This window comes from Acidovorax lacteus, assembly GCF_039540375.1.
Classification (GTDB): Bacteria; Pseudomonadota; Gammaproteobacteria; order Burkholderiales; family Burkholderiaceae_C; genus Acidovorax_G; species Acidovorax_G lacteus.
The window spans coordinates 273,102-292,800 of record NZ_BAABEX010000007.1 but is presented as its reverse complement, the minus strand read 5'-3'; the positions used below and the strand labels follow the sequence as shown (position 1 = coordinate 292,800).

At 67.0% G+C, this 19,699-nt stretch carries 23 protein-coding genes; 8 read left to right on the top strand and 15 right to left on the bottom strand.

Annotation, left to right across the window (positions count from 1 at the left end; genetic code table 11):
* Positions 1-7 precede the first annotated feature (7 nt).
* Positions 8-562, top strand: coding sequence for a hypothetical protein (locus tag ABD866_RS04765; protein ID WP_345061670.1), 555 nt, complete (start codon positions 8-10; stop codon positions 560-562).
* A 25-nt stretch (positions 563-587) separates the two neighbouring features.
* Here ABD866_RS04765 and ABD866_RS04760 read toward each other — a convergent pair whose 3' ends face one another.
* Positions 588-1,433 carry a fumarylacetoacetate hydrolase family protein gene (locus ABD866_RS04760; protein ID WP_345061668.1) on the bottom strand — a complete coding sequence of 282 codons (846 nt, stop codon included), beginning with the start codon at positions 1,431-1,433 and terminating at the stop codon, positions 588-590.
* A 200-nt stretch (positions 1,434-1,633) separates the two neighbouring features.
* Here ABD866_RS04760 and ABD866_RS04755 point away from each other — a divergent pair, with 200 nt between their 5' ends.
* Together ABD866_RS04755 and ABD866_RS04750 are read left to right on the top strand one after the other, a co-directional pair.
* Positions 1,634-2,269: a chromate transporter gene (locus ABD866_RS04755; RefSeq protein ID WP_345061666.1), complete on the top strand. Its 636-nt coding sequence runs from the start codon at positions 1,634-1,636 to the stop codon at positions 2,267-2,269.
* Positions 2,266-2,862 carry a chromate transporter gene (locus ABD866_RS04750; RefSeq protein ID WP_345061664.1) on the top strand — a complete coding sequence of 199 codons (597 nt, stop codon included), beginning with the start codon at positions 2,266-2,268 and terminating at the stop codon, positions 2,860-2,862. The genes ABD866_RS04755 and ABD866_RS04750 overlap by 4 nt, the downstream gene beginning before the upstream one ends.
* Positions 2,863-2,936: 74 nt before the next feature.
* Here ABD866_RS04750 and ABD866_RS04745 read toward each other — a convergent pair whose 3' ends face one another.
* The 8 genes from ABD866_RS04745 to ABD866_RS04710 all read right to left on the bottom strand — a co-directional run bounded on the left by ABD866_RS04745 (position 2,937) and on the right by ABD866_RS04710 (position 9,675).
* Entirely contained in the window at positions 2,937-4,100 is a 1,164-nt protein-coding gene (locus tag ABD866_RS04745; protein WP_345061662.1) for an ABC transporter substrate-binding protein, read from the bottom strand.
* Between the two features lie 118 nt (positions 4,101-4,218).
* Positions 4,219-4,965, bottom strand: a complete 747-nt coding sequence (locus ABD866_RS04740; protein ID WP_345061660.1) for an SIR2 family NAD-dependent protein deacylase — start codon at positions 4,963-4,965, stop codon at positions 4,219-4,221.
* Between the two features lie 24 nt (positions 4,966-4,989).
* Positions 4,990-5,745, bottom strand: a complete 756-nt coding sequence (gene rlmB / locus ABD866_RS04735; RefSeq protein ID WP_345061658.1) for a 23S rRNA (guanosine(2251)-2'-O)-methyltransferase RlmB — start codon at positions 5,743-5,745, stop codon at positions 4,990-4,992.
* 98 nt (positions 5,746-5,843) lie between these two features.
* Positions 5,844-6,695 carry an S-formylglutathione hydrolase gene (gene fghA / locus ABD866_RS04730; RefSeq protein ID WP_345061656.1) on the bottom strand — a complete coding sequence of 284 codons (852 nt, stop codon included), beginning with the start codon at positions 6,693-6,695 and terminating at the stop codon, positions 5,844-5,846.
* A 31-nt stretch (positions 6,696-6,726) separates the two neighbouring features.
* On the bottom strand, positions 6,727-7,404 hold the full coding sequence (locus tag ABD866_RS04725; protein ID WP_345061653.1) for an NAD(P)H-binding protein: 678 nt from the start codon (positions 7,402-7,404) through the stop codon (positions 6,727-6,729).
* A gap of 14 nt (positions 7,405-7,418) precedes the next feature.
* Positions 7,419-8,540: an S-(hydroxymethyl)glutathione dehydrogenase/class III alcohol dehydrogenase gene (locus ABD866_RS04720; protein ID WP_345061651.1), complete on the bottom strand. Its 1,122-nt coding sequence runs from the start codon at positions 8,538-8,540 to the stop codon at positions 7,419-7,421.
* 54 nt (positions 8,541-8,594) lie between these two features.
* Positions 8,595-8,873, bottom strand: coding sequence for a metal/formaldehyde-sensitive transcriptional repressor (locus ABD866_RS04715; protein WP_345061649.1), 279 nt, complete (start codon positions 8,871-8,873; stop codon positions 8,595-8,597).
* Between the two features lie 91 nt (positions 8,874-8,964).
* Entirely contained in the window at positions 8,965-9,675 is a 711-nt protein-coding gene (locus ABD866_RS04710) for an ABC transporter ATP-binding protein (RefSeq protein ID WP_345061647.1), read from the bottom strand.
* A gap of 18 nt (positions 9,676-9,693) precedes the next feature.
* Here ABD866_RS04710 and ABD866_RS04705 point away from each other — a divergent pair, with 18 nt between their 5' ends.
* On the top strand, positions 9,694-10,380 hold the full coding sequence (locus ABD866_RS04705) for an arylesterase (protein WP_345061645.1): 687 nt from the start codon (positions 9,694-9,696) through the stop codon (positions 10,378-10,380).
* 55 nt (positions 10,381-10,435) lie between these two features.
* Here the strand turns inward: ABD866_RS04705 and ABD866_RS04700 are convergent, their stop codons facing one another.
* The 3 genes from ABD866_RS04700 to ABD866_RS04690 form a co-directional block, all read right to left on the bottom strand.
* Positions 10,436-10,636, bottom strand: a complete 201-nt coding sequence (locus ABD866_RS04700) for a hypothetical protein (RefSeq protein WP_345061643.1) — start codon at positions 10,634-10,636, stop codon at positions 10,436-10,438.
* Positions 10,637-10,697: 61 nt separating this feature from the next.
* Entirely contained in the window at positions 10,698-11,522 is an 825-nt protein-coding gene (locus ABD866_RS04695) for a DUF2189 domain-containing protein (RefSeq protein WP_345061641.1), read from the bottom strand.
* Between the two features lie 107 nt (positions 11,523-11,629).
* Positions 11,630-12,892 (bottom strand): PLP-dependent transferase, encoded by a 1,263-nt coding sequence (locus tag ABD866_RS04690; RefSeq protein ID WP_345061639.1) that lies wholly within the window; start codon positions 12,890-12,892, stop codon positions 11,630-11,632.
* Between the two features lie 238 nt (positions 12,893-13,130).
* Between ABD866_RS04690 and ABD866_RS04685 the strand changes: the two genes are divergently transcribed.
* From ABD866_RS04685 to ABD866_RS04670, 4 genes are all read left to right on the top strand, one after another.
* Positions 13,131-14,816, top strand: coding sequence for a SulP family inorganic anion transporter (locus ABD866_RS04685; protein WP_345061637.1), 1,686 nt, complete (start codon positions 13,131-13,133; stop codon positions 14,814-14,816).
* Positions 14,817-14,908: 92 nt separating this feature from the next.
* On the top strand, positions 14,909-15,676 hold the full coding sequence (locus tag ABD866_RS04680; RefSeq protein ID WP_345061635.1) for a GGDEF domain-containing protein: 768 nt from the start codon (positions 14,909-14,911) through the stop codon (positions 15,674-15,676).
* Between the two features lie 9 nt (positions 15,677-15,685).
* Positions 15,686-16,543 (top strand): MinD/ParA family protein, encoded by an 858-nt coding sequence (locus tag ABD866_RS04675; RefSeq protein ID WP_345061633.1) that lies wholly within the window; start codon positions 15,686-15,688, stop codon positions 16,541-16,543.
* Positions 16,544-16,613: 70 nt separating this feature from the next.
* The gene (locus ABD866_RS04670) at positions 16,614-17,381 is read left to right on the top strand and encodes a sulfurtransferase (RefSeq protein ID WP_345061631.1); all 768 of its coding nucleotides are present in this window, start codon (positions 16,614-16,616) and stop codon (positions 17,379-17,381) included.
* Here the strand turns inward: ABD866_RS04670 and ABD866_RS04665 are convergent.
* The 3 genes from ABD866_RS04665 to ABD866_RS04655 form a co-directional block, all read right to left on the bottom strand.
* Entirely contained in the window at positions 17,371-18,261 is an 891-nt protein-coding gene (locus ABD866_RS04665; RefSeq protein WP_345061629.1) for a pirin family protein, read from the bottom strand. The two genes, ABD866_RS04670 and ABD866_RS04665, sit on opposite strands and share 11 nt — an antisense overlap.
* Before the next feature lie 38 nt (positions 18,262-18,299).
* Positions 18,300-18,854: a flavodoxin family protein gene (locus ABD866_RS04660; RefSeq protein ID WP_345061627.1), complete on the bottom strand. Its 555-nt coding sequence runs from the start codon at positions 18,852-18,854 to the stop codon at positions 18,300-18,302.
* 123 nt (positions 18,855-18,977) lie between these two features.
* Entirely contained in the window at positions 18,978-19,679 is a 702-nt protein-coding gene (locus tag ABD866_RS04655; protein ID WP_345061625.1) for a pirin family protein, read from the bottom strand.
* Positions 19,680-19,699 lie beyond the last annotated feature (20 nt).

Below are 19,699 nucleotides of genomic sequence, written 5' to 3'. Positions count from 1 at the left end.
ACCCGCCATGGAATTCCGCCTGATCTACGAAGGCCCCCTGCACGGCCAGGGAGCCAAGTCGTCCCACAAGTGGGACATCCGCCGCGCACTGCATCCGCAGCTTGAACGCCTGTGGCAGACGCGCCCACTGGCCGATCTGGCCGCGAGTCTGCTCGCACCGCCACAGCCTGACAGCTCCTCTGTGTTGGTCGAAAAAGGCGGGCTGCTGTTTGCGCCGCTGGTCACGCAGCGGCTGGACCTGTATGCCGAGCTGTCGGTGCTGCTGTTTCGCCAGCAGCCGCGCGGCACGCTGATCACGGACGGTGGCGACCTGGACAACCGTCTCAAGACACTGCTGGACGGATTGAGGGTGCCGCATGGCTCTCTGGAGGGCCGACGGGAGCTTCCGGCCACACCCGACCCCCGCCCCCTGTTCTGCCTGCTGGAAGACGATGCACTCGTGACCAAGGTCTCAGTCGAGTCGGAGCAATTGCTGCGCCCCGCGCGGCCCGACGAGGTCGTGGCGATTATCAGCGTGCACGTCAAGAAAACCGTACTCAATCACCGCAACCTCACGCTCTGAGCGCGCAAGAGCCGAGCGGCAGGGCTCAGGCGGCCACGCACACCTGGCGCTGCTCTCCCAAGCCGGTGGCGCCCAGGCGCAGCATATCGCCTGCACGCAGAAACCGGGGGTCGGGCTTTTGCCCCAGGCCCACACCGGCTGGCGTGCCCGTCAGCACCACGTCGCCGGGGGCGAGTGTCATGAACTGGCTGATGTAGGCGAGCACCGTCGGCACATCGAAGATGAAATTGCGCGTGGTGCCGTCCTGCATGCGCTGGCCGTTGAGCTCCAGCCACACATCCAGGGTATGCGGATCGGGCAACTCATCGGGCGTGGCCACCCAGGGGCCCAGCGGCGCAAAGCCGTCGTGGCTCTTGCCCTTGTCCCACTGGCCGCCACGCTCCATCTGCCAGGACCGCTCGGAGACGTCGTTGGCCAGCACATAGCCCGCCACATGCGACAGCGCCTGCTCGCGAGACACACGGTACGCGCGCTGCCCGATGACGATGCCTAGTTCGACTTCCCAGTCGGTCTTGGTGGCCCCAGGCGGCAAGACCAGCGGGTCGTGCGGTCCTGCAAGCGCGGTGGCGGCTTTCATGAAGAGCACCGGCTCGGACGGCGGTTGCATGCCCGCCTCGCGCGCATGATCGGCATAGTTCAGCCCCACACAGACGATCTTGCCCACCCCGGCCAACGGGCAGCCCAGGCGCACACTGGATGGCACCACCGGCAAACCCGAGGGGTCGAGCGACGCCATTGCAGCCACCGTTTCTGGGTGCAGCTGCGCCGGCCCCCAGTCTGGCAAGAGGCTGGACAGGTCGCGCAGAACGCCTTGCGCGTCGATGAGCCCGGGCCGTTCCTGGCCCGGTGCTCCGTAGCGAATGATCTTCATGCTGGCTCGGTCCTTGAGCCCCGCATCGCGATGAGGGGCTCGCAAGTAGTGCGGTGTACCGGAGCATAGCGTCCGCCGTGGGGGCTGCGCCGCGGTAAGCGCGCAGGCGGCCCGCGCCGCTTGTGAGGGCGCAGATCCAGCAAAAACCGGACAATGACCGACCGCGTGACACGCTTTTCGCTCTGCCCCTGATTCGCACCATGACGCCTGCCCCACTGCCACCGGATGCACCGGCCCCTGAGCTGCACGCTGAGTCGCCCGGCAGGCCTTCAACAGAGACGCCACGGCCAGGCCCTGAATCGCCCCGTGCGCTCTTCTGGGCATTCACGCAGCTGGCGCTGCAAGGGTTCGGCGGGGTGCTCGCAGTGGTCCAGCGTGAGCTGGTGGAGCGCCGGGGCTGGCTCAGCAATGCCGAATTTGTCGAAGATTGGGCCGTGGCGCAAACCATGCCAGGCCCCAACGTGGTGAACCTGGCCATCATGATCGGCGACCGCTACTTTGGCTGGCGCGGCGCAGCAGCGGCGCTGGCGGGCATGCTGGCGTTTCCCTTGGTGCTGGTGGTGGCGCTGGCCGTGCTGTACGCGCAGTGGGCCGACCGACCTGCGGTGGCCGGCGCCCTCAAGGGCATGGGCGCCGTGGCAGCGGGCCTGATCGCGGGCATGGCACTGAAGCTGGGAGCCAGTTTGCGCAGCCATCCGCTGGGCTGGCCGCTGTGCGTGGCACTCACCGCCGCCACGGTGGTGGCGATGGCGGTGCTGCGCTGGCCGCTGTACGCCATTCTGGCCGTGTGGGGCGGCCTCGCCTGCGTGCTGACCTGGCGAAAGCTGGCTCCATGACCGCCGCAACGTCGCTGTCCTGGGCCGACTGGCTGCACCTGTTCGGCTACTTCCTGTCGCTGTCGCTGCTGGCGGTGGGCGGGGCGATCGCCACCGCCCCCGAAATGCACCGGTTCCTGGTGGACCGCCAGGCGTGGCTCACCGACCCGCAGTTCACCGCATCGATTGCGATTGCGCAGGCAGCCCCCGGGCCGAACGTACTGTTCATCGCGCTCATCGGCTGGAACATCGGTATGAACGCGGGGGGGGCCGGCTGGGCGGGCGGCTTGCTGGGCAGCCTGGGGGTGCTGGTGTGCATGCTGGGCGTGATGTTGCCCAGCAGCGTGCTCACATGGACGGCCACGCGCTGGGGCCATCGCAATCGCCATCGGCGGGGCGTACGGGCCTTCAAACAGGGCATGGCCCCCATCGTGATCGGTCTGCTGCTGGCAACCGCCTGGGTGTTGGCCCGTGCGCATGGCGTGCCCGCCACCGACTGGCCCTTGTGGCTGCTCAGCGCGCTGACGATGCTGCTCGTGTGGCGCACACGGCTACACCTGCTGTGGCTGCTGGGCGCCGGCGCACTGGTGGGCGCCCTGGGCTGGCTTGGTTGAAGGACTATGGCGGTGAGGGCAAGCGACGCGCCCCCAGCCAGGGCACGCTGCGAGCGAGCGTTGCCCAGAGGCCCTCAGCTGATGCGGCGGCCGTTCTCGGCGTAGATGGCGAGGTAGATCGCATCCGACCCGACGTAGGGAGCCTTGGTGCCGAAACCCACCGTGAAGTCCCCAAACGAGAGTGAGCGGATGCCCGCCAGCCCGGCCCGCAGGCGCTCGCGCGTGGGCTCGCGGCCGGCATTGCGCAGCCCTTCAAGCATGACCTGCGCGTTCAGCCAGCCTTCTAGCGCGCTGCCGCTTTGCTGGTAGGCCGCCGCGGCCCCAGTGGCCTTGAGGCTGGACTGGAACTTGCGAACCACCACCGACTTCTGGGAGTTCGCGTCCGGAAACACCTGGGCCAGCGCGAGGCCCCGCGTGGCCGTGGCCAGCTTGGGCATCTCAGACGACACCACTGCCACCGACAGACCTGCCAGTGGTACGCCCGGCGCCTTGGCCCGGAAAGCCAGCACAAAGGCCGTATTGGCCGTGCCGGTAGTGGCCAGCAGCACCGCGCCCGGGCGCTCGGCGGCCACCTTGTCGGCCAGCTCGGCGCCATTGCGGCCATCCAGCGCCAGCGCAAACTCGCCAGCGCGCTCGGCCTTGATGTCGTCCAGCGCCTGGCCCATATCCTTGAGCACCTCTTTGCCGAACGGGTTGTCCAGGTACACCACCGCAATGCGCTTGAGGCCCATTTCGGTGATCTGGCGCACCAGACGCTGCGTTTCATCGCGGTAGCTGGGGCGCAGGAAGAACACGTTCCGGTGCTCGGCAGACCGCAGCGACGTCGCGCCCGTGACCGGGCCCACCGTGGGAATGCCACGGCCTTCCACCAGCGGCAGGATGGCGGCGGTATTGGCCGTGCCCAGCGGCGAGATCAGGGCGAACACCGACTGCGCCTCGACCATGGCGGTGATGTTCTGCAAGGTGCGCGCTGCCACGTAGGCGTCGTCCTTGACCTCCAGGCGAATCTCGCGCCCGAACACGCCGCCGGCCTGGTTGACTTCGGCAAATGCGGCCTTCATGCCGGCCACCTGCTCGGTGCCGGCAGCCCCCAGGGGGCCAGACAGCGCAATGGAACACCCCAGGGTCAGGTGGCGGGCCGACAGGGATTCATCGGCATGGGACGTCTGGGCCCACAGGGGCAGACCCGAAGCGGCGGCCATCTGGGTGGCGCGGAGCAGGAACTGGCGGCGGCTCATGGCAAAAGGGCTTTTGGCGTTGTGGTGATAAAGCCGCGCAGGCTAACGGCTACCGCCGAGTCGCCCTGTCGGATTCGCGACAAGCCCCAGAGCAGACCTACCCTTGAGGCCGCACAGGTCAGCCTGTGGCCTCACCCAGTACGCCGGGCAGCACCGACGCTGCCGTGCCACGCAACAGACAGTGCGCCAGAGCGTCCAGCGCAGAGGGCTGCGGGTTCACGATGACCACGCGTGCGCCGGCCGCGCGAGCGGTGTGCGCCAGGCCTGCCGCAGGGTGCACGGCACCGGCCGTACCCACCACCAACATCAGATCGCATCGCCGGACGGCCGCCTCTGCTTGCGACCAGACCTGCGGCGGCAGGCTTTCGCCAAACCACACCACCGCGGGGCGCAAGGCATTGCCGCAGACCTTGCAACGCGGTGGGCGTTCGTCGGACACACGGTCTTCGCGGCAACAGGGCTGTGGGGTGTCCAGCCAACGCACCGCGCACAAATCCCCGTGCAGTGCCAGTACGTCAGGGCTGCCGGCCGCCTGGTGCAAACCGTCCACGTTTTGAGTGATCAGCGTCAGACGGCCCGGATGGAGCTGTGCGAACCCTGCCAGAGCCCTGTGCGCAGCATTGGGCTGCACGTGGGCCAACAAGGCGCGCCGGTGGGTGTACCAGTCCCACACCCGCTGCGGATGCGCGCGAAACCCGGCGTCGGTGGCCATGTCCTCGGCCCGGAACTGCGCCCAGTAACCCGTCTGGGCGTCGCGAAAGGTGGGCACGCCCGACTCGGCACTCACCCCCGCGCCTGTCAGCACGGCGATGGAGCGCGCCGCCTGCACCCAGCCGCGCACGCGCGCGAGGTCGCCATCGTCCACGACGGGCCCCTCCAAATGCGCGCGTCAGGCCGGCAAACCGCGCTGGCGCAAGGCTTCGTACAGGCACACGCCGCTGGCCACCGACACGTTGAGGCTTTCCACCGCGCCCTGCATCGGAATGCTGACCAACTCGTCGCAGGTCTTGCGCGTGAGCTGGCGCATCCCGCTGCCCTCGGCCCCCAGCACCAGGGCCACCGGGCCACGCAGATCGGCCTGATACAGGGTGCGCGGCGCGTCGCCGCTGGTGCCAATGCACCAGATGTTGCGCTCCTGCAGCTCGCCCAGCGTGCGGGCCAGATTGGTGACCATGAAGTACGGCACCGTCTCGGCCGCACCGCTGGCCACCTTGGCCACCGTGGCGTTGATACCGACGGCATGGTCTTTGGGTGCGATCACCGCATGGGCGCCCGCGCCGTCGGCCACCCGCAGGCAGGCCCCGAGGTTGTGCGGGTCGGTCACGCCGTCGAGCACCAGCAGGAGCGGCACCTGCCCTGCCGCTTCCAGGTTTTCAAGCAGGCCGTCGAGCGAATGCACCTGCTCGACCGCCTGCACACGCGCCGCAACGCCCTGGTGGCCTTGCGTGCCCGCCAGCCGCGCAATACGCAGCCCGTCGGCCTCGATCAGGCGCACACCCGCTTCGCGGGCCCGGTCCAGAAACTGGCGCATGCGGGCGTCGCGGCGCGTGGGCTCGAAGTAGATCTCGACGATGGACTGCGGTGCGGTTTTGAGCCGCACGCCCACGGCGTGAAAGCCGAACAGGACTTTGGGAGTGGAAGACATGGCGCCATTATCCGACGCGCCAACTCGGGCCGAAGCGTTTGCTATTATTTTTATAGCTACAAATGACCTGTGGAAAAGCACAAGCCCTTTAAAACACTTCAAGCCTTTGTCGCGGCTGTCGCGATCAAGGCCTGCGCGTGGTGGGCCACATGGTCGGCCATGAAGCTCGCGATGAAGTAGTAGCTGTGGTCGTAGCCCGGGTGCAGGCGCAGCGTGAGCGGGTGGCCGGCCTGGGCACAGGCGGCCTGCAGCAGCTCGGGCCGCAGCTGGCTGGCCAGAAACTCGTCGGCCTCGCCCTGGTCCACCAGAAGCGGCAGCCGCTCGGTGGCGCTGGCCACGAGCGCCACGGCATCGTGCGCGGCCCAGGCCTGCGTATCGGGGCCCAGATACGCTGCAAGCGCCTTCTGGCCCCAGGGCACCTGGCTGGGCGCGACGATGGGCGCAAACGCCGACACGCTCGCATAGCGGCCCGGGTAGCGCAGCGCGAGGGTGAGCGCGCCATGCCCGCCCATCGAATGCCCGAAGATGCCGCGGCGGCCCGTGGTGGGCCAGTGGGCCTCGACCAGCGCGGGCAGCTCATGTACGACGTAGTCTTCCATGCGGAAGTGCGGAGCCCAGGGTGCTTGGGTGGCATTGACGTAAAAGCCAGCGCCCTGCCCCAGCTCATAGCCCGGGTCGTTGGCCACGGCCTCACCGCGCGGGCTGGTGTCGGGTGCCACCACAATGATCTGGTGCCGGGCCGCATGGGCCTGCACACCGGCCTTGGTGATGAAGTTCTGCTCGGTACACGTCAGGCCCGAGAGCCAGTAGAGCACCGGGCAGGCCTGCCCGGCCAGCGCGGCCGGCGGCAGGTACACGCCCAGGCGCATGGCGCAGCCCAGCGTGGCCGATGCGTGTTGCCACACCTCCTGCCGCCCGCCAAAGCTCGCGTGGTGTTCGATCCGTTCCATGGGGTGGTCCTTGGTCTGTTATTGGGATGGTTCAGCCGGCCCGCGCGGCCGCGCCCTGCATGGCAGCCGAGCTGAGCACCTGCGTGCCGCGCGCCCGGGGCACGGCCTGCGCCAGCGCCGCAGCCACATCGGCGGCCGCAATGGCGCGCCAGCGCTTCGGGATCAACGGGCCCAGGGCCGCGTCCACACGCCCCCACAGCGCCTCGCCGCGGCGATGGGGCTGGCCGAGGGACGCTCGGTCGCCCGCCAGCATCGACGGGCGGGCGATCACCAGGCCCGCCCAGGGCTCGGCCATGAGCGTGTCTTCCAGCTCACCCTTGACGCGGCTGTAGAACACGGCCGAGCGGGCATCGGCCCCGAGCGCGCTCACCAGCCCCAGGCGCTGCGCCCCGGCGGCATGGGCGGCCTGCGCCACGGCCAGGTTGGCATCGAAGTCGACCGCACGAAACGCCGCCTGGCTTCCGGCCACCTTGATCGTGGTGCCCAGCGCCAGATACGCCTCGTGCAGCGGCGGCAGGCTGGGCAGCGCCGCAAAGTCCACCACATGGCAGTGCAGCTTGGGATGCTGCATGGGCAGTGGCTTGCGCACCAGGGCATGCACCGTGCCCACCCCTGGGTCGGCGCACAGTTGCTGCACCAGGCAGCGGCCCACCAGGCCGGTGGCACCCGCCACCAGCACCTGGCGCAGATCGGACGGCACGGCGCTCATGGTGCGTGCTCCGGTCAGGCCGCTTCGGCGTAGTGCACCACGCTGCGGATCGACCGGCCTTCGTGCATGAGATCGAAGGCGTGGTTGATGTCCGTAAGGCCCATCGTGTGCGTCACGAACGGGGCGAGCTGGATGCGCCCGGCCATTGCGTCCTCGACCATGCCGGGCAACTGGCTGCGGCCCTTGACACCGCCGAAGGCGGTGCCCAGCCAGCGTCGCCCGGTGACGAGCTGGAACGGGCGCGTGGCGATCTCTTGCCCCGCCCCTGCCACGCCGATGATCACCGACTGGCCCCAGCCGCGGTGCGCGCATTCCAGCGCCGCACGCATGACCTGCACGTTGCCGATGCATTCGAACGAGTGGTCAACGCCCCAGGTGGTCATCTCCACCACCACCTGCTGGATGGGCTTGTCGTAGTCCTTGGGGTTCAGGCAATCGGTGGCGCCAAACACCCGGGCCAGCTCGAATTTGCCGGGGTTGGTGTCGATGGCGATGATGCGCCCGGCCCCGGCCAGCTTGGCGCCCTGGATCACGGCCAGCCCGATGCCGCCCAGGCCAAACACGGCCACGCTGTCGCCAGGCTGCACCTTGGCGGTGTTCTTCACCGCGCCCAGGCCCGTGGTCACGCCACAGCCCAGCAGGCACACCTGCTCGGGGTTGGCGTCCGGATGCACCTTGGCCAGCGACACCTCGGCTACCACGGTGTATTCGCTGAATGTGGAGCAGCCCATGTAGTGGTACACGGGCTGCCCGTTGTACGAAAAGCGCGTGGTGCCGTCGGGCATCAGGCCCTTGCCCTGCGTGGCCCGCACGGCCACGCACAGGTTGGTCTTGCCGCTCTTGCAAAACAGGCACTCGCCGCACTCGGCCGTGTAGAGCGGAATCACGTGGTCACCGGGCTGCACGCTGGTCACGCCCTCGCCCACCTCGACCACGATGCCGGCGCCCTCGTGGCCGAGCACGGCCGGAAACACGCCCTCGGGATCGTCACCGCTCAGGGTGAAGGCGTCGGTGTGGCACACGCCAGTGTGGGTGATGCGCACCAGCACTTCGCCCTTGCGGGGCGGTGCCACGTCGATCTCGACAATCTGCAACGGCTCTCCAGCCTTGAAGGCGACAGCGGCACGGGACTTCATGAGAGGTTCTCCAGAACAAGAAAAGGACAACGGCAAGCCTGCGATGCAGCCCCGTCAGCGAAGGTAGGAGCGAACGAGGCGCATCAGCTGGTCAATCTCGGCCTGTACCGCGGGCTCGGTGCGGTCGTGGGCGGCGCCAAACGTCTCGCGGAGATGGCTGTCGAGCACTTCGGCCATGAGGCCGTTGGCCGCGCCGCGCAGGGCCGCCAGCTGCTGCAGCAGTGCGCCACAGTCGGTGCCCTGCTGCACGGCACGCTCCAGCGCCTCGGTCTGGCCGCGGATGCGGCGCAGGCGCGTGATGACACGCTTTTTCTCGTGGGCGGAATGGGGCATGGGTAGGTGCGTAAGGTACTGGGGTGGAGTATAGGCCCAGACACAAAAAAGGCCGACCACAAGGGTCGGCCTGCTCTGGCGCATCCAGCGCTCAGGCGTTTGCGGCTTCGTTGCGGGCCACCTGACCGGCTTCAATGGTGATGCGTCGCTCGCACTGGGCTGCGATGTTCCGGTCGTGCGTCACGAGCACCAGGGTTGTCCCCTGCTCGCGGTTGAGTTCAAACATCAGCCGCATGATGGTCTCGCCGGTCGCAAAGTCCAGGCTGCCCGTCGGCTCATCGGCCAGCAGCACCGCAGGTTTGACAACGAAAGCACGCGCCAGCGCCACGCGCTGCTGCTCGCCGCCCGACAGGACCTTGGGGTAATGGTGGAGCCGTTCACCCAGCCCCACCCGTCCGAGCATCTCGGATGCGCGGGCGCGTGCATCGCGCTGGCCCGCCAGCTCCAGCGGCAGCATCACGTTCTCCAGGGCCGTGAGGTTGCCCATGAGCTGGAAGCTCTGGAAGACGAACCCCACCTTCTGGGCGCGCAGCGCGGCCCGGGCGTCTTCGTCCAGGGCGAACAGGTCTTGCCCGTCCAGCCGCACGGTGCCGCGCGTGGGTGTGTCGAGCCCGGCGATGATGGACAGCAGCGTGCTCTTGCCCGAGCCCGACGCGCCGACGATGGCCACGGTTTCCCGTGCGGCGAGGCGGAAATCGATATCCCGCAGAATGTCGAGCGAGCCGGTCGAATCGGCGACCGACTTGAACACATGCTCCACGGAAATCACCGGGAGTGCGCGGGCGGAGGGTTGATCAGACATGAAAGGTTCCGGAACTTGATGCGACATCTCAATCGACGCCACTGTATCGCGGCCGGGGCAACAGCCCTGTGGCTGGGGATTTGCCCCACATGGGTTGCGGCCCAGAATGCGCAGGCCGCAGCCAAGGCACCGGCGGACAAGCGCGGGCCGGCGGTCATCCTGGTGTTGGGTGACTCACTGAGCGCCGAATACGGCATTGCGCGTGGCACGGGCTGGGTGGCGTTGCTCGAACAGCGTCTTGCGCAAGAAAAACTCGCTGCGACAGTCGTCAATGCCAGCGTGAGCGGCGAAACCACCTCGGGCGGGCGCTCGCGGCTGCCGGCCCTGCTGGCGCAGCACAAGCCCACGCATGTCGTGATCGAACTGGGCGGCAACGACGCCCTGCGTGGTCTGCCCCTGCAAAACACCGCCGACAACCTGGGCTGGATGACCCAGGCGGCCCAGCAGGCCGGAGCGCATGTGCTGCTGGTGGGGATGCAGGTGCCGCCCAACTATGGCAGTGACTACGCCAAGCGCTTTGCCGATACCTTCGAGCAGGTCGCAAGGCAGCACAAAGCGGCCGTGGTGCCGTTTTTCCTGAAGGGCGTGGCCGATGGGCCCGATCCAACGAAGCTCTTCCAGCCAGATCGGATCCACCCCAAGGCCGAGGCACATCCCATCATGCTGGGCAATGTGTGGCCCGAGCTTCGCAAACTGCTGCGCTGAACATGCGCTGCAGCCATGGCGCTGTCGGCCAGCACCGATAGGATGTCAGGAACCTTTAACCAGCCGCCGACGGGCTGATGGGGCTTTGGGAGGCCACAGGCTCAGCACCAGGCGTGGCCGCATCGTCCGCCGGAGCCTCGTCGTGGGCTGTGCCGTCGGCCTTGCGTTGGGCACGCTCGCGCGCCTTGTCGGCCTTCTTTTGCTTTTTGGCCAGCTCACGTTGGCGTTTTTCGTATCCGTAGTTGGGAGTGGCCACAAGCTGCTTTCAATGTTTGGGTATCGACTGTAACAAACGCCGACAGGACAGCGAGAGAGACTCAATCTGTCGTGCCGGATGCCGGCGTTGCGACTGGCGTTGCAGCGGGACGCTGTACCGCTGCCCGGTACGCATGCCAGCTCGCATGCCCCAGCAACGGCCCCACCAGCAGAAGCCCTGCCCCCCACAGCCACAGCGCAGCCACCACCAAAGCGGTGATGATCGCGCCCCAGAGCAGCATCACGCCGGTGTTTTCGAGCACCACGCGCATGCTGGTGATGCCAGCCGTGAGCGCATCGGTGTCGCGGTCCAGGATCATCGGAATGGAGACCACCGTGGACGAGAAGACGAGGGCAGCAAACACCCCGCCGACCGCCATGTACACCGCAACGAACGTCCAGTTCTCCGGATTGAAAACCGCCTGCAGCACCCCCGTGGTGGAGGGCATGCCCGTGTTGAAGAACACCGCAAACACCACGAGCGAGGCACGCCCCCAGAGCAGTTCCAACACCACCAGCACCAGCACCAGCATGCCCATGCTGCCCAAGTGCGCGTCCCAGCAGGTGATGGACTGCCCCAGGTCGGCAGGCTGCCCTGCCTCACGCCTTCGGCTGGTGTCGTACAGCCCCATCGCGAGAAAAGGCCCTACCAGCAGGCAACCGCTGGCCAGCGACATGGTGTACTCCGGCCGCGTACGAAACACCCAGGCCAGCACCAAGGCCATGCCCCAGAAGCACGCCCCGTAGAACAGCGCAATCCCAGGAGCGGCGCGCAGGTCTTGCCAGCCAAGCGCCAGCCAGCGCAGCGGATCGGACCAGCGCAGCGGATTCAGCGCGATCGCAGTCGCGGTGCTCGGCGTGTCTTGCGGCATGGGGGTGGCACTCATTGCATTTCTCCCTGCAGCCATTAGGGCTACTGCCCACACCTTAAGTCAGCGGATCGGACGCCGCCACTCAGGAAACTACCACCCCAAGCCCCCGGCAGCGTGCTCGCCTATGCCTGCAAGGCCGCAGCCAGCGCCCGGGCCAAATCGGCCTGCAGATCCTCTACCCGCTCAAGACCGATGGAAAAGCGCACAAGACAACCCGGCTTCAGATGCGGCGTGGGACGCGAGCGCATGGCCGACAGGGTGTAGGGCACCACCAGGCTCATCGGCCCACCCCAGCTGTAACCCAGACGGAACAAGGACAGCGCATCGCAAAACGCATCGACCTGGCGCTGGGTATACCGGGCGTCGAACACCACGCTGAACAGCCCTGCGGCAGCACCCTGCCCGCCGTCGGCCGTACCACACAGCGCCTGCCAGTGCGCATGCCCGGGAGAGTCGGGCAAGGCCGGGTGCAACACCTGCGCCACCTGCGGCTGGGTGCACAGCCAGGCCGCCAGCCGGCGCGCCGCATGGTCATGCGCGCGATAACGCAAGGCCATGCTGGGCAATCCGCGCAGCACGGCCTCGGCGTCGTTGGCGCCCACGCCCAGCCCCAGCCGCATGTGGGTGAGCTTCAGTTGCTGGTGCAAGGCCTCGTCACGCGTGACCACACTGCCCATCAGCACATCCCCGCCACCGTTGGGGTACTTGGTCAGCGCATGCACCGACACATCAACCCCCAGGCGCCCGTCTCCGAGAAGATCGAACGGCGCGAACGCAAGCCCGGCACCCCAGGTGTTGTCCAGCAAGGCCAGCGCTCCGCACTCGCGGCACAAGCGGACCTGGGCTGTCAGATCCGGGAACTCCATCGTGACCGAACCTGGTGCTTCCAGCCACACCAAACGCACGTCCGGAGACAGCTTGGCCGCCAAATCGGAAATGTCCAGCGGGTCGTACAAGACCGGCCGGACACCGAAACGGGCCAGTTCGCCAAACGCCAGGTCCCGGTTCGGGCCGTAGACGTTGTCGGGCAGCAGCACACCGTCGCCCGGTTTCAGCAATGCCAGAGCCACCGAAGCGATGGCCGCCAGGCCGCTGGGCACCAGCAGGCAATGCCGTCCGCCTTCGAGGGAGGCGAGTCGCTCCTCGAGCGCGAACGTGGTGGGCGTGCCGTGCAGGCCATAGGTGTAGCCAGACTTGTTGCGCCAATCCCGCTCGCGCATTGCCGCCACGTTGGCGAACAATACGGTCGAGGCCTTGTGAACGGCGATCTGGGGCGCCTCGAAACCCGCGGGTGGACGGTACGGATGGTGAATGAGCTGGGTGGCAGTCGCCGGCGCCAGCGGCGACGACACAGCGCCGTCGCCCAAAGCAGAGTGATCAGTCATGCGGCGATGGTAGCGCCGCGACCGAACAAGTGCGGCCCACTGCGTCCGCTGCGTGTCGAATCGCCTGCACGCCTTGGTTCGCAAGCGTACGGCCACTCACGCCGACGGCTCCCCGCGATGGTTTCACCCCGCTACAGGGCCACCGCAGTGGGCGCGCGCCACACTGCAGCCCGCCATGGGGCACCACAGGGGATCGAACCGTGTGCAGGACGGAGCGCCAAGGCCTGACAATCGCACCATGCAGCACTCAACCCTCACCCGCTGGCTCCCATTTCTGGGATGGCCCAGACCCAGCCTGGCGCTGCTGAGCGGCGAACTGATGGCGGGAGCCACCGTGGGTCTGATGCTGGTGCCGCAGGGCGTGGCCTACGCCGCGCTGGCTGGCATGCCGCTGGTCACGGGCATCTACGCATCGCTGATACCTGCCTTGGTGGCGGTGCTGTTCAGCGCCTCCAGCCGCCTTGGCGTAGGGCCCACCGCGTTGACAAGCTTGCTCATCGGGGCATCGCTGACAGGACTCGCAGAGCCGGGCAGCGCGCAGTGGGTGGCGCTTGCGGCGTGGATTGCGCTGCTCTCCGGTCTGCTGCAACTCGGCATGGGAATCGCGCGCTTTGGCTGGCTGCTCAATCTGGTACCGTCTCCAGTGCTCAATGGCTTTACCCAGGCCGCCGCGCTGCTGATCGTGGCATCGCAGCTCCCGGCCCTCACCGGGCTGCGCTCCGACTGGACAGCACTGCTCGGCACTCCCTCCTTCGGGCACTTTGATCTGGCCGCTGCCGGGTTTGGCCTGGGAAGCCTGGCGGTGCTGGTGCTGGCACGGCGCTGGAAGCCACACGCACCGGCTGCCATGGTGGTGATTGCGGGCGCGGCCGCACTGAGTTGGGCCCTGGGGTATGCAGAATCGGACGGTGCCGTCATCGGCCCGCTGCCGTCTGGGTTGCCTGCGGCCTACTGGCCGGGCGCCCTGCCATGGCACACCCTGTCGGCGTTGATCATGCCCGTGCTGGTGGTGACGCTGGTGAGCTTTCTGGAAACGGCCTCCAGCGCCAAGGTAGAGAGCCAGCGCTCCGGAGTTCGCTGGAATGAAAACCAGGATCTGATCGGTCAAGGCCTCGCCAAGATCTCCAGCGGTCTGTGCGGCAGCTTTGCCACGAGTGCGTCCTTCTCACGCTCCGCGTTGAATCTCTACGCTGGGGCCAAAACCGGCTGGGCCACGGTGTTTGCCATCGTGCTCGTGCTCGTCGTGCTGCTGTGGCTCACACCAGCGCTGTACCACGTGCCGCAATCGGTGCTCGCCGCCGTGGTCATCACGGCGGTCACGAGCCTGCTGAAGCCCTCGTCGTTCGTGCAGTTGTGGCGCGTGTCCCGAATCGAGGCGGCCATGAGCGGTGTGACCTTCGCGCTGACACTGGCCACTGCACCCCGCATGTATTGGGGCGTGCTGGTCGGCATTCTGATGAATCTGAGCCATTTTTTGTACCACCGCCTGCATCCGCGCATTATTGAGGTCGGCCTGCACCCTGATGGCAGCCTGCGCGACCGGCATCTGTGGCATCTGCCACCGCTGGCGTCGGGTTTGCTCGCTTTGCGCATGGACGCCGAACTCGACTTCGCGTCCGCCAGTGCACTGGAACAACGTGTCAGCGATCATCTGAGCGAGCACCCTGAGGTGGTGCATCTGTGCCTGCTGGCCCAACCGATCAATCGCATTGACGCCACTGGCGTGGAGTGCTTTGCCCGGTTGCGCACACTGGTGCAGTCGAGAGGTGGGACGCTGCACCTGTCAGGCGTCAAACTGCCTGTCGAGCAAGTACTTCGCCGCGCAGGGCTGCTGGACGACCAGAGCCCAGGGCTGGCAATCTACCGCACCGACGCCGACGCGCTCTCAGCGCTGCGCCAGTTGGATTGCGGCAGCCATGCCTGACCTTCCGAGACACAGCTCCCGCACGCCTCGCACCGTCGCGGTCTGAGCTCTGGCCACTGCTACACTTCTCGCAACTCAGCGTGTGTCCTTTTGTGACTGACTCCCAGGCCCCTTATCTCGTCGATGTGCGCCAGTTGCGCCTGGACACGGCACACGCGTTGGTCGCACAAACCGCGAACGGGTTGCCAGCAACGAGCCCGTTGGATGGCCCCACAGGCTACGTGCAAGGACTGATCGACGGCCTCTGCGAACTGTCTCTGCGCGACCCCCTCACCGGCCTCGCCAACCGACGGCACTTTCGCACCGTACTTGAGCGCGAACTGGACCGCGTGACCCGCTCTGGTGAAGCCGCATTGCTTCTCATGCTCGACATTGATCATTTCAAGTCGGTCAATGACGTGTATGGGCATTCGGCGGGCGATCGCGTACTGCAAGCCGTGGCACGCACCCTTGCATCGTGCGTGCGCCCTATGGACACCCTTGCGCGCTATGGCGGGGAAGAATTCGCCGTGGTGCTGCCCGCATGCCAGGCGGCCTTCGGCCGTGTGGTGGCAGAGCGCATTCGCAGGGCCGTGGCCAGCACGTCCATTGAGGTAGCGCCGCAGACCCAGATCCAGGTCACGGTCAGCGTGGGCGGAGCCTTTGCCCTGCAATGGATCCGATCGACCACGATGCTCTGGATCGACCGCGCGGACCAGCAGCTGTACCTGGCGAAGTCTTCGGGGCGCAACTGCGTGCAGATCGAAGAGCAGCCCGACAGCACCGTGAGCGCCGAGGAAAAGAGCCTGCTCTTCGGGCCGATGTACTCGCCCTCGGGCTGGGGTGAGCTACCGCCCCCATCGGACACTGGCGTGAACTGAAAGTAAGAGATGAGCGACGCACAGTCCCCGAACCTGCCCTCGACTCCCGAGTCCGGTGCCACCAACACGCCTGCCACGGCAGAAGTGGTATCCGGTGCCCGCATCATTGCCGTGACCAGCGGCAAGGGCGGCGTGGGCAAAACCTTCGTCTCGGCCAACCTGGCTGCTGCGCTGACCCGCCGTGGGCAGCGGGTGCTGGTGCTCGATGCCGACCTGGGCCTGGCCAACCTGGACGTGGTGCTGAACCTGCACCCCAAGGTGACGCTGCACGATGTGTTCACCGGCAAAGCCACGGTGGAGGAAGCCATCGTCCGCGCCCCTGGCGGCTTTTCCGTACTGCTGGCTGGCTCGGGCATGGTCGAGTATTCGCGGCTCACCCCTGAAGTGCGCAACCAGTTCCTTAGTGTGATCCAGTCGCTGGCCCCGCAGTACGACGTGGTGTTGCTCGACACGGGGGCCGGTATTTCCGATGTGGTGCTGTTCTCGGTATCGCTCGCCTCAGAAGTGCTGCTGGTCGCAACCCCTGAACCCACCTCCCTGACCGACGCCTACGCGGCCATCAAGGTTCTGGCGATGCAGCAAAAACGCCAGCATGTGCGCCTGGTGATCAACCAGGCTGCGCGGCCTGGCGACGGACGCGCCATCACTGGCCAGCTACAGCAGGTGCTTGATCGGTTTGTAAGCGCCCAAGCCGGTCGGCCGCTGCGCCTGATCCACATGGGCGACATTCCCGCCGACCCCTACGTGCGTGAAGCGGTGATGCGCCGCCAGTTGCTGCTGCTGCAAACCCCGGGCTGCCCGGCGGCCCTGGCGATGGCGCAGCTTGCGGGCAAGATCGAATCGACCCTGCTGTCGCCAGCCGCCTGACGCATTGCCGCACCAGCGGCCCCGGCACCCGCGCTGGCCAGCGCTCCGCCGCCCTGGAACACTGGTAGCCATGACTGCTGTACTCAACGTTTCCTGCTACAAGTTTGTCGCGCTGCCCGATGCGCAGGCATTGCGCCCAGTGTTGCTGGCGCGCGCGCAAGACCTCGCGCTCAAGGGCACGGTTCTGCTGGCCGAAGAAGGCATCAATTTCTTCTTGGCCGGCACGGCCGAGGCCGTGCGCAGCTTCGTCGATGGGCTGCGTGCCGACCCGCGTTTTGCCGACTTGGACGCCAAAGAAAGCTGGTCGGAGCACGTACCGTTCAAGCGCATGTTGGTGAAGATCAAGCGCGAAATTATTCGCATGGACCACCCCACCATCAGACCGGCAGCTGGGCGCGCGCCCTCGGTTGCGCCCGCAACGCTGAGGCGCTGGCTGGACCAGGGCCACGACGACGAGGGTCGTCCGGTGGTGACACTGGACACGCGTAACGCGTTCGAGGTCGACTGCGGCAGCTTTGCGGGCGCGGTGGACTGGCGGATCCACAAATTCACTGAGTTTCCGCAGGCGCTGCGGGCGCACAAGGCGGATCTGATGGACAAGACCGTGGTGAGCTTCTGCACCGGCGGCATCCGGTGTGAAAAGGCCGCCATCCTGATGCGCGAAGAAGGCCTGCCGCACGTGTACCAGCTCGAAGGTGGCATCCTGCGGTACTTTGAGCAGACCGACGGCGCGCATTACCAGGGCGGCTGTTTCGTGTTCGACGAGCGCGAAGTGCTGGCCCCCAGCCTGGAGCCTGCGCCACCGCACCGGAGCGAATGTCCGACTGCTACCGCTTGAAGCGCCTCGGCGGCAGCGGAATCCTCTCGCGATCCCCGGGAATGACCGGCATGCGTCCGGCCTCCCAATCGTCTGCCGCTCGCACAATGCGCTCGCGGTGGCTGGACACAAAGTTCCACCAAAGGTAGCGCGGGGCATCCAGCGCTGCGCCCCCCACCACCACACAACGCACGGGCTCGCGGCCGGCCTGCAGTGAGGCACCGCACCCGGCCGCCAACACCTGCAGGTGCCCGGATGGCAGGTCCGTGCCATCCACGGACGGGCTGCCCACTGCAGCGTACACCGCCAACTCGGGCGCGAGCGCCGGAATCTTGATCGTCTGGTCAGCGGGCAGGCAAATGTCCAGACATACGGCATCCACGCCGGTGGCCACGCCAGCCTGATGGCCCCAGGCAGCACCCAGCAGCAGGCGCACCTGCGCACCGTCCAGCTCCAGCAGGGGCACCTGCGCGGCGGGCGTGTGTTCGAACGCCGGTTCTGATGCCTCCAGCGACAGCGGCAGTGCGAGCCAGAACTGCAGGCCATGCTGCGTCCACTGGCCTGGAAGGTCGGGCGGTCGCCGTTCAGAGTGCACGACACCGCGCCCGGCGCGCATCCAGTTGATGGCACCTGGCTCGATCAGTTGCACGGTGCCCAGACTGTCGCGGTGCAGGATCGCACCGTCGAACAGATAGGTGAGTGTTCCGAGCCCAATGTGCGGGTGCGGTCGAACGTCCTGCGCAGCATCGGGCCCTACAGGCGATGGGCCGAAGTGGTCCATAAACACGAACGGGCCCACAGCCGAGCGCTGAGCGGACGGCAGCAGCCGCCTCACCAGCATGCCGCCGCCCAAGTCATGCTGGCGGCCGCTGATGGACGGGGGATGCTCCACACGGGGCATACGGGCGCGCTCGGATTGCGGTGCGCCAGACTGGCCGATCAGCCGGCGATGCGCTGGGCCACTGCGGCCACGCGTTGGCCGAACTGGCGACCGGTTTCCAGGTCACCGGCAAACATTTCGGCGGCCGATGCATCCGACGGAGACTGCGCCATGGCACCGCTGAAGGAGCCGATCCAGTTCACATCGTTGCGCTGCGCGGCCTTGGAATTGGCCGGCATCATGCCGGTGCCCACCCACACGCCGCTGTGCTGCATGGCCAGGTGAAACAGGTAATCCAGCGTGACCTGCTTGTCGCCGTTGGTGCTGGCACTGTTGGTAAAGCCTGCAAACAGCTTGTCTTTCCATGCTTGGGTGAACCACGCTTTGGAAGAGGCATCGGCGAACTTCTTGAACTGCCAGCTCGGGCCCGCCATGTAAGTGGGCGATCCCAGGATGATCGCGTCTGCTCCCGCAAGTGTCTCCCAGGCGCCCTCGGGCACATTGCCATCGGCGTCGATGGCGACGAGCTGCGCACCTGCGCCGTCCGCCACGGCTTGCGCCAGGCGCTGGGTGTGGCCGTAGCCCGAATGGAACACAACAACAATTTTGGCCATGGAATCAACTCCTAGTGGAAAAAGCTCTGAAAGTGCCGCACGGCTTCCAACCGCCGGCGAAGGTTAGCGCGCACAGGGCCCCACCGGGTCGTACCCGGGCTTTGGCCCCTGCATCGGCAGGGTTCATGGGCAGAGGTCAAACACCAGCACCTCAGCCTGCTCCGCGTGCTCCAGCCTCAACACGTTTTCGCCCTCCAGCATGAGGGCATCGCCTCCGCTCAAAGCCTGGCCGTTGGCCGTGAGCGTGCCGCGCACCAGATGCACATAGACCTTGCGGGCGGGGTCCAGGCCCTGCTCCACCACATCGCCAGCGCCCAGCAACCCCGCATACAAACGCGCGTCAGCGTGGATGCGCACAGAACCATCCGCACCGTCTGGGGACGCCACCAACCGCAGACGACCCTGCTTTTCGGCATCGGCAAAACGCTTTTGTTCGTAGCCAGGGGCCACGCCCGCGGACGAAGGTTCAATCCAGATCTGCAGGAAGTGCGTGCTCTGTCCCTTGGCGTGGTTGAACTCGCTGTGCTGCACACCAGTGCCTGCGCTCATGCGCTGCACGTCGCCCGGGGGAATCGTCTGCACATTGCCCAGGCTGTCCTTGTGCGCAAGCTCGCCCGACAGCACGTAGCTGATGATTTCCATGTCGCGGTGGCCGTGCGTGCCGAAACCGGTACCGGGCGCGATGCGGTCTTCGTTGATGACACGCAGGTTGCCAAAGCCCATGTGGCGCGGATCGTAGTAGCCCGCAAACGAGAAGCTGTGGAACGACTGCAGCCAACCGTGGTCGGCGTAGCCGCGGTCTTGGGAGCGGCGCAAAGTCAGCATGAACAATCTCCTTGAGTGGA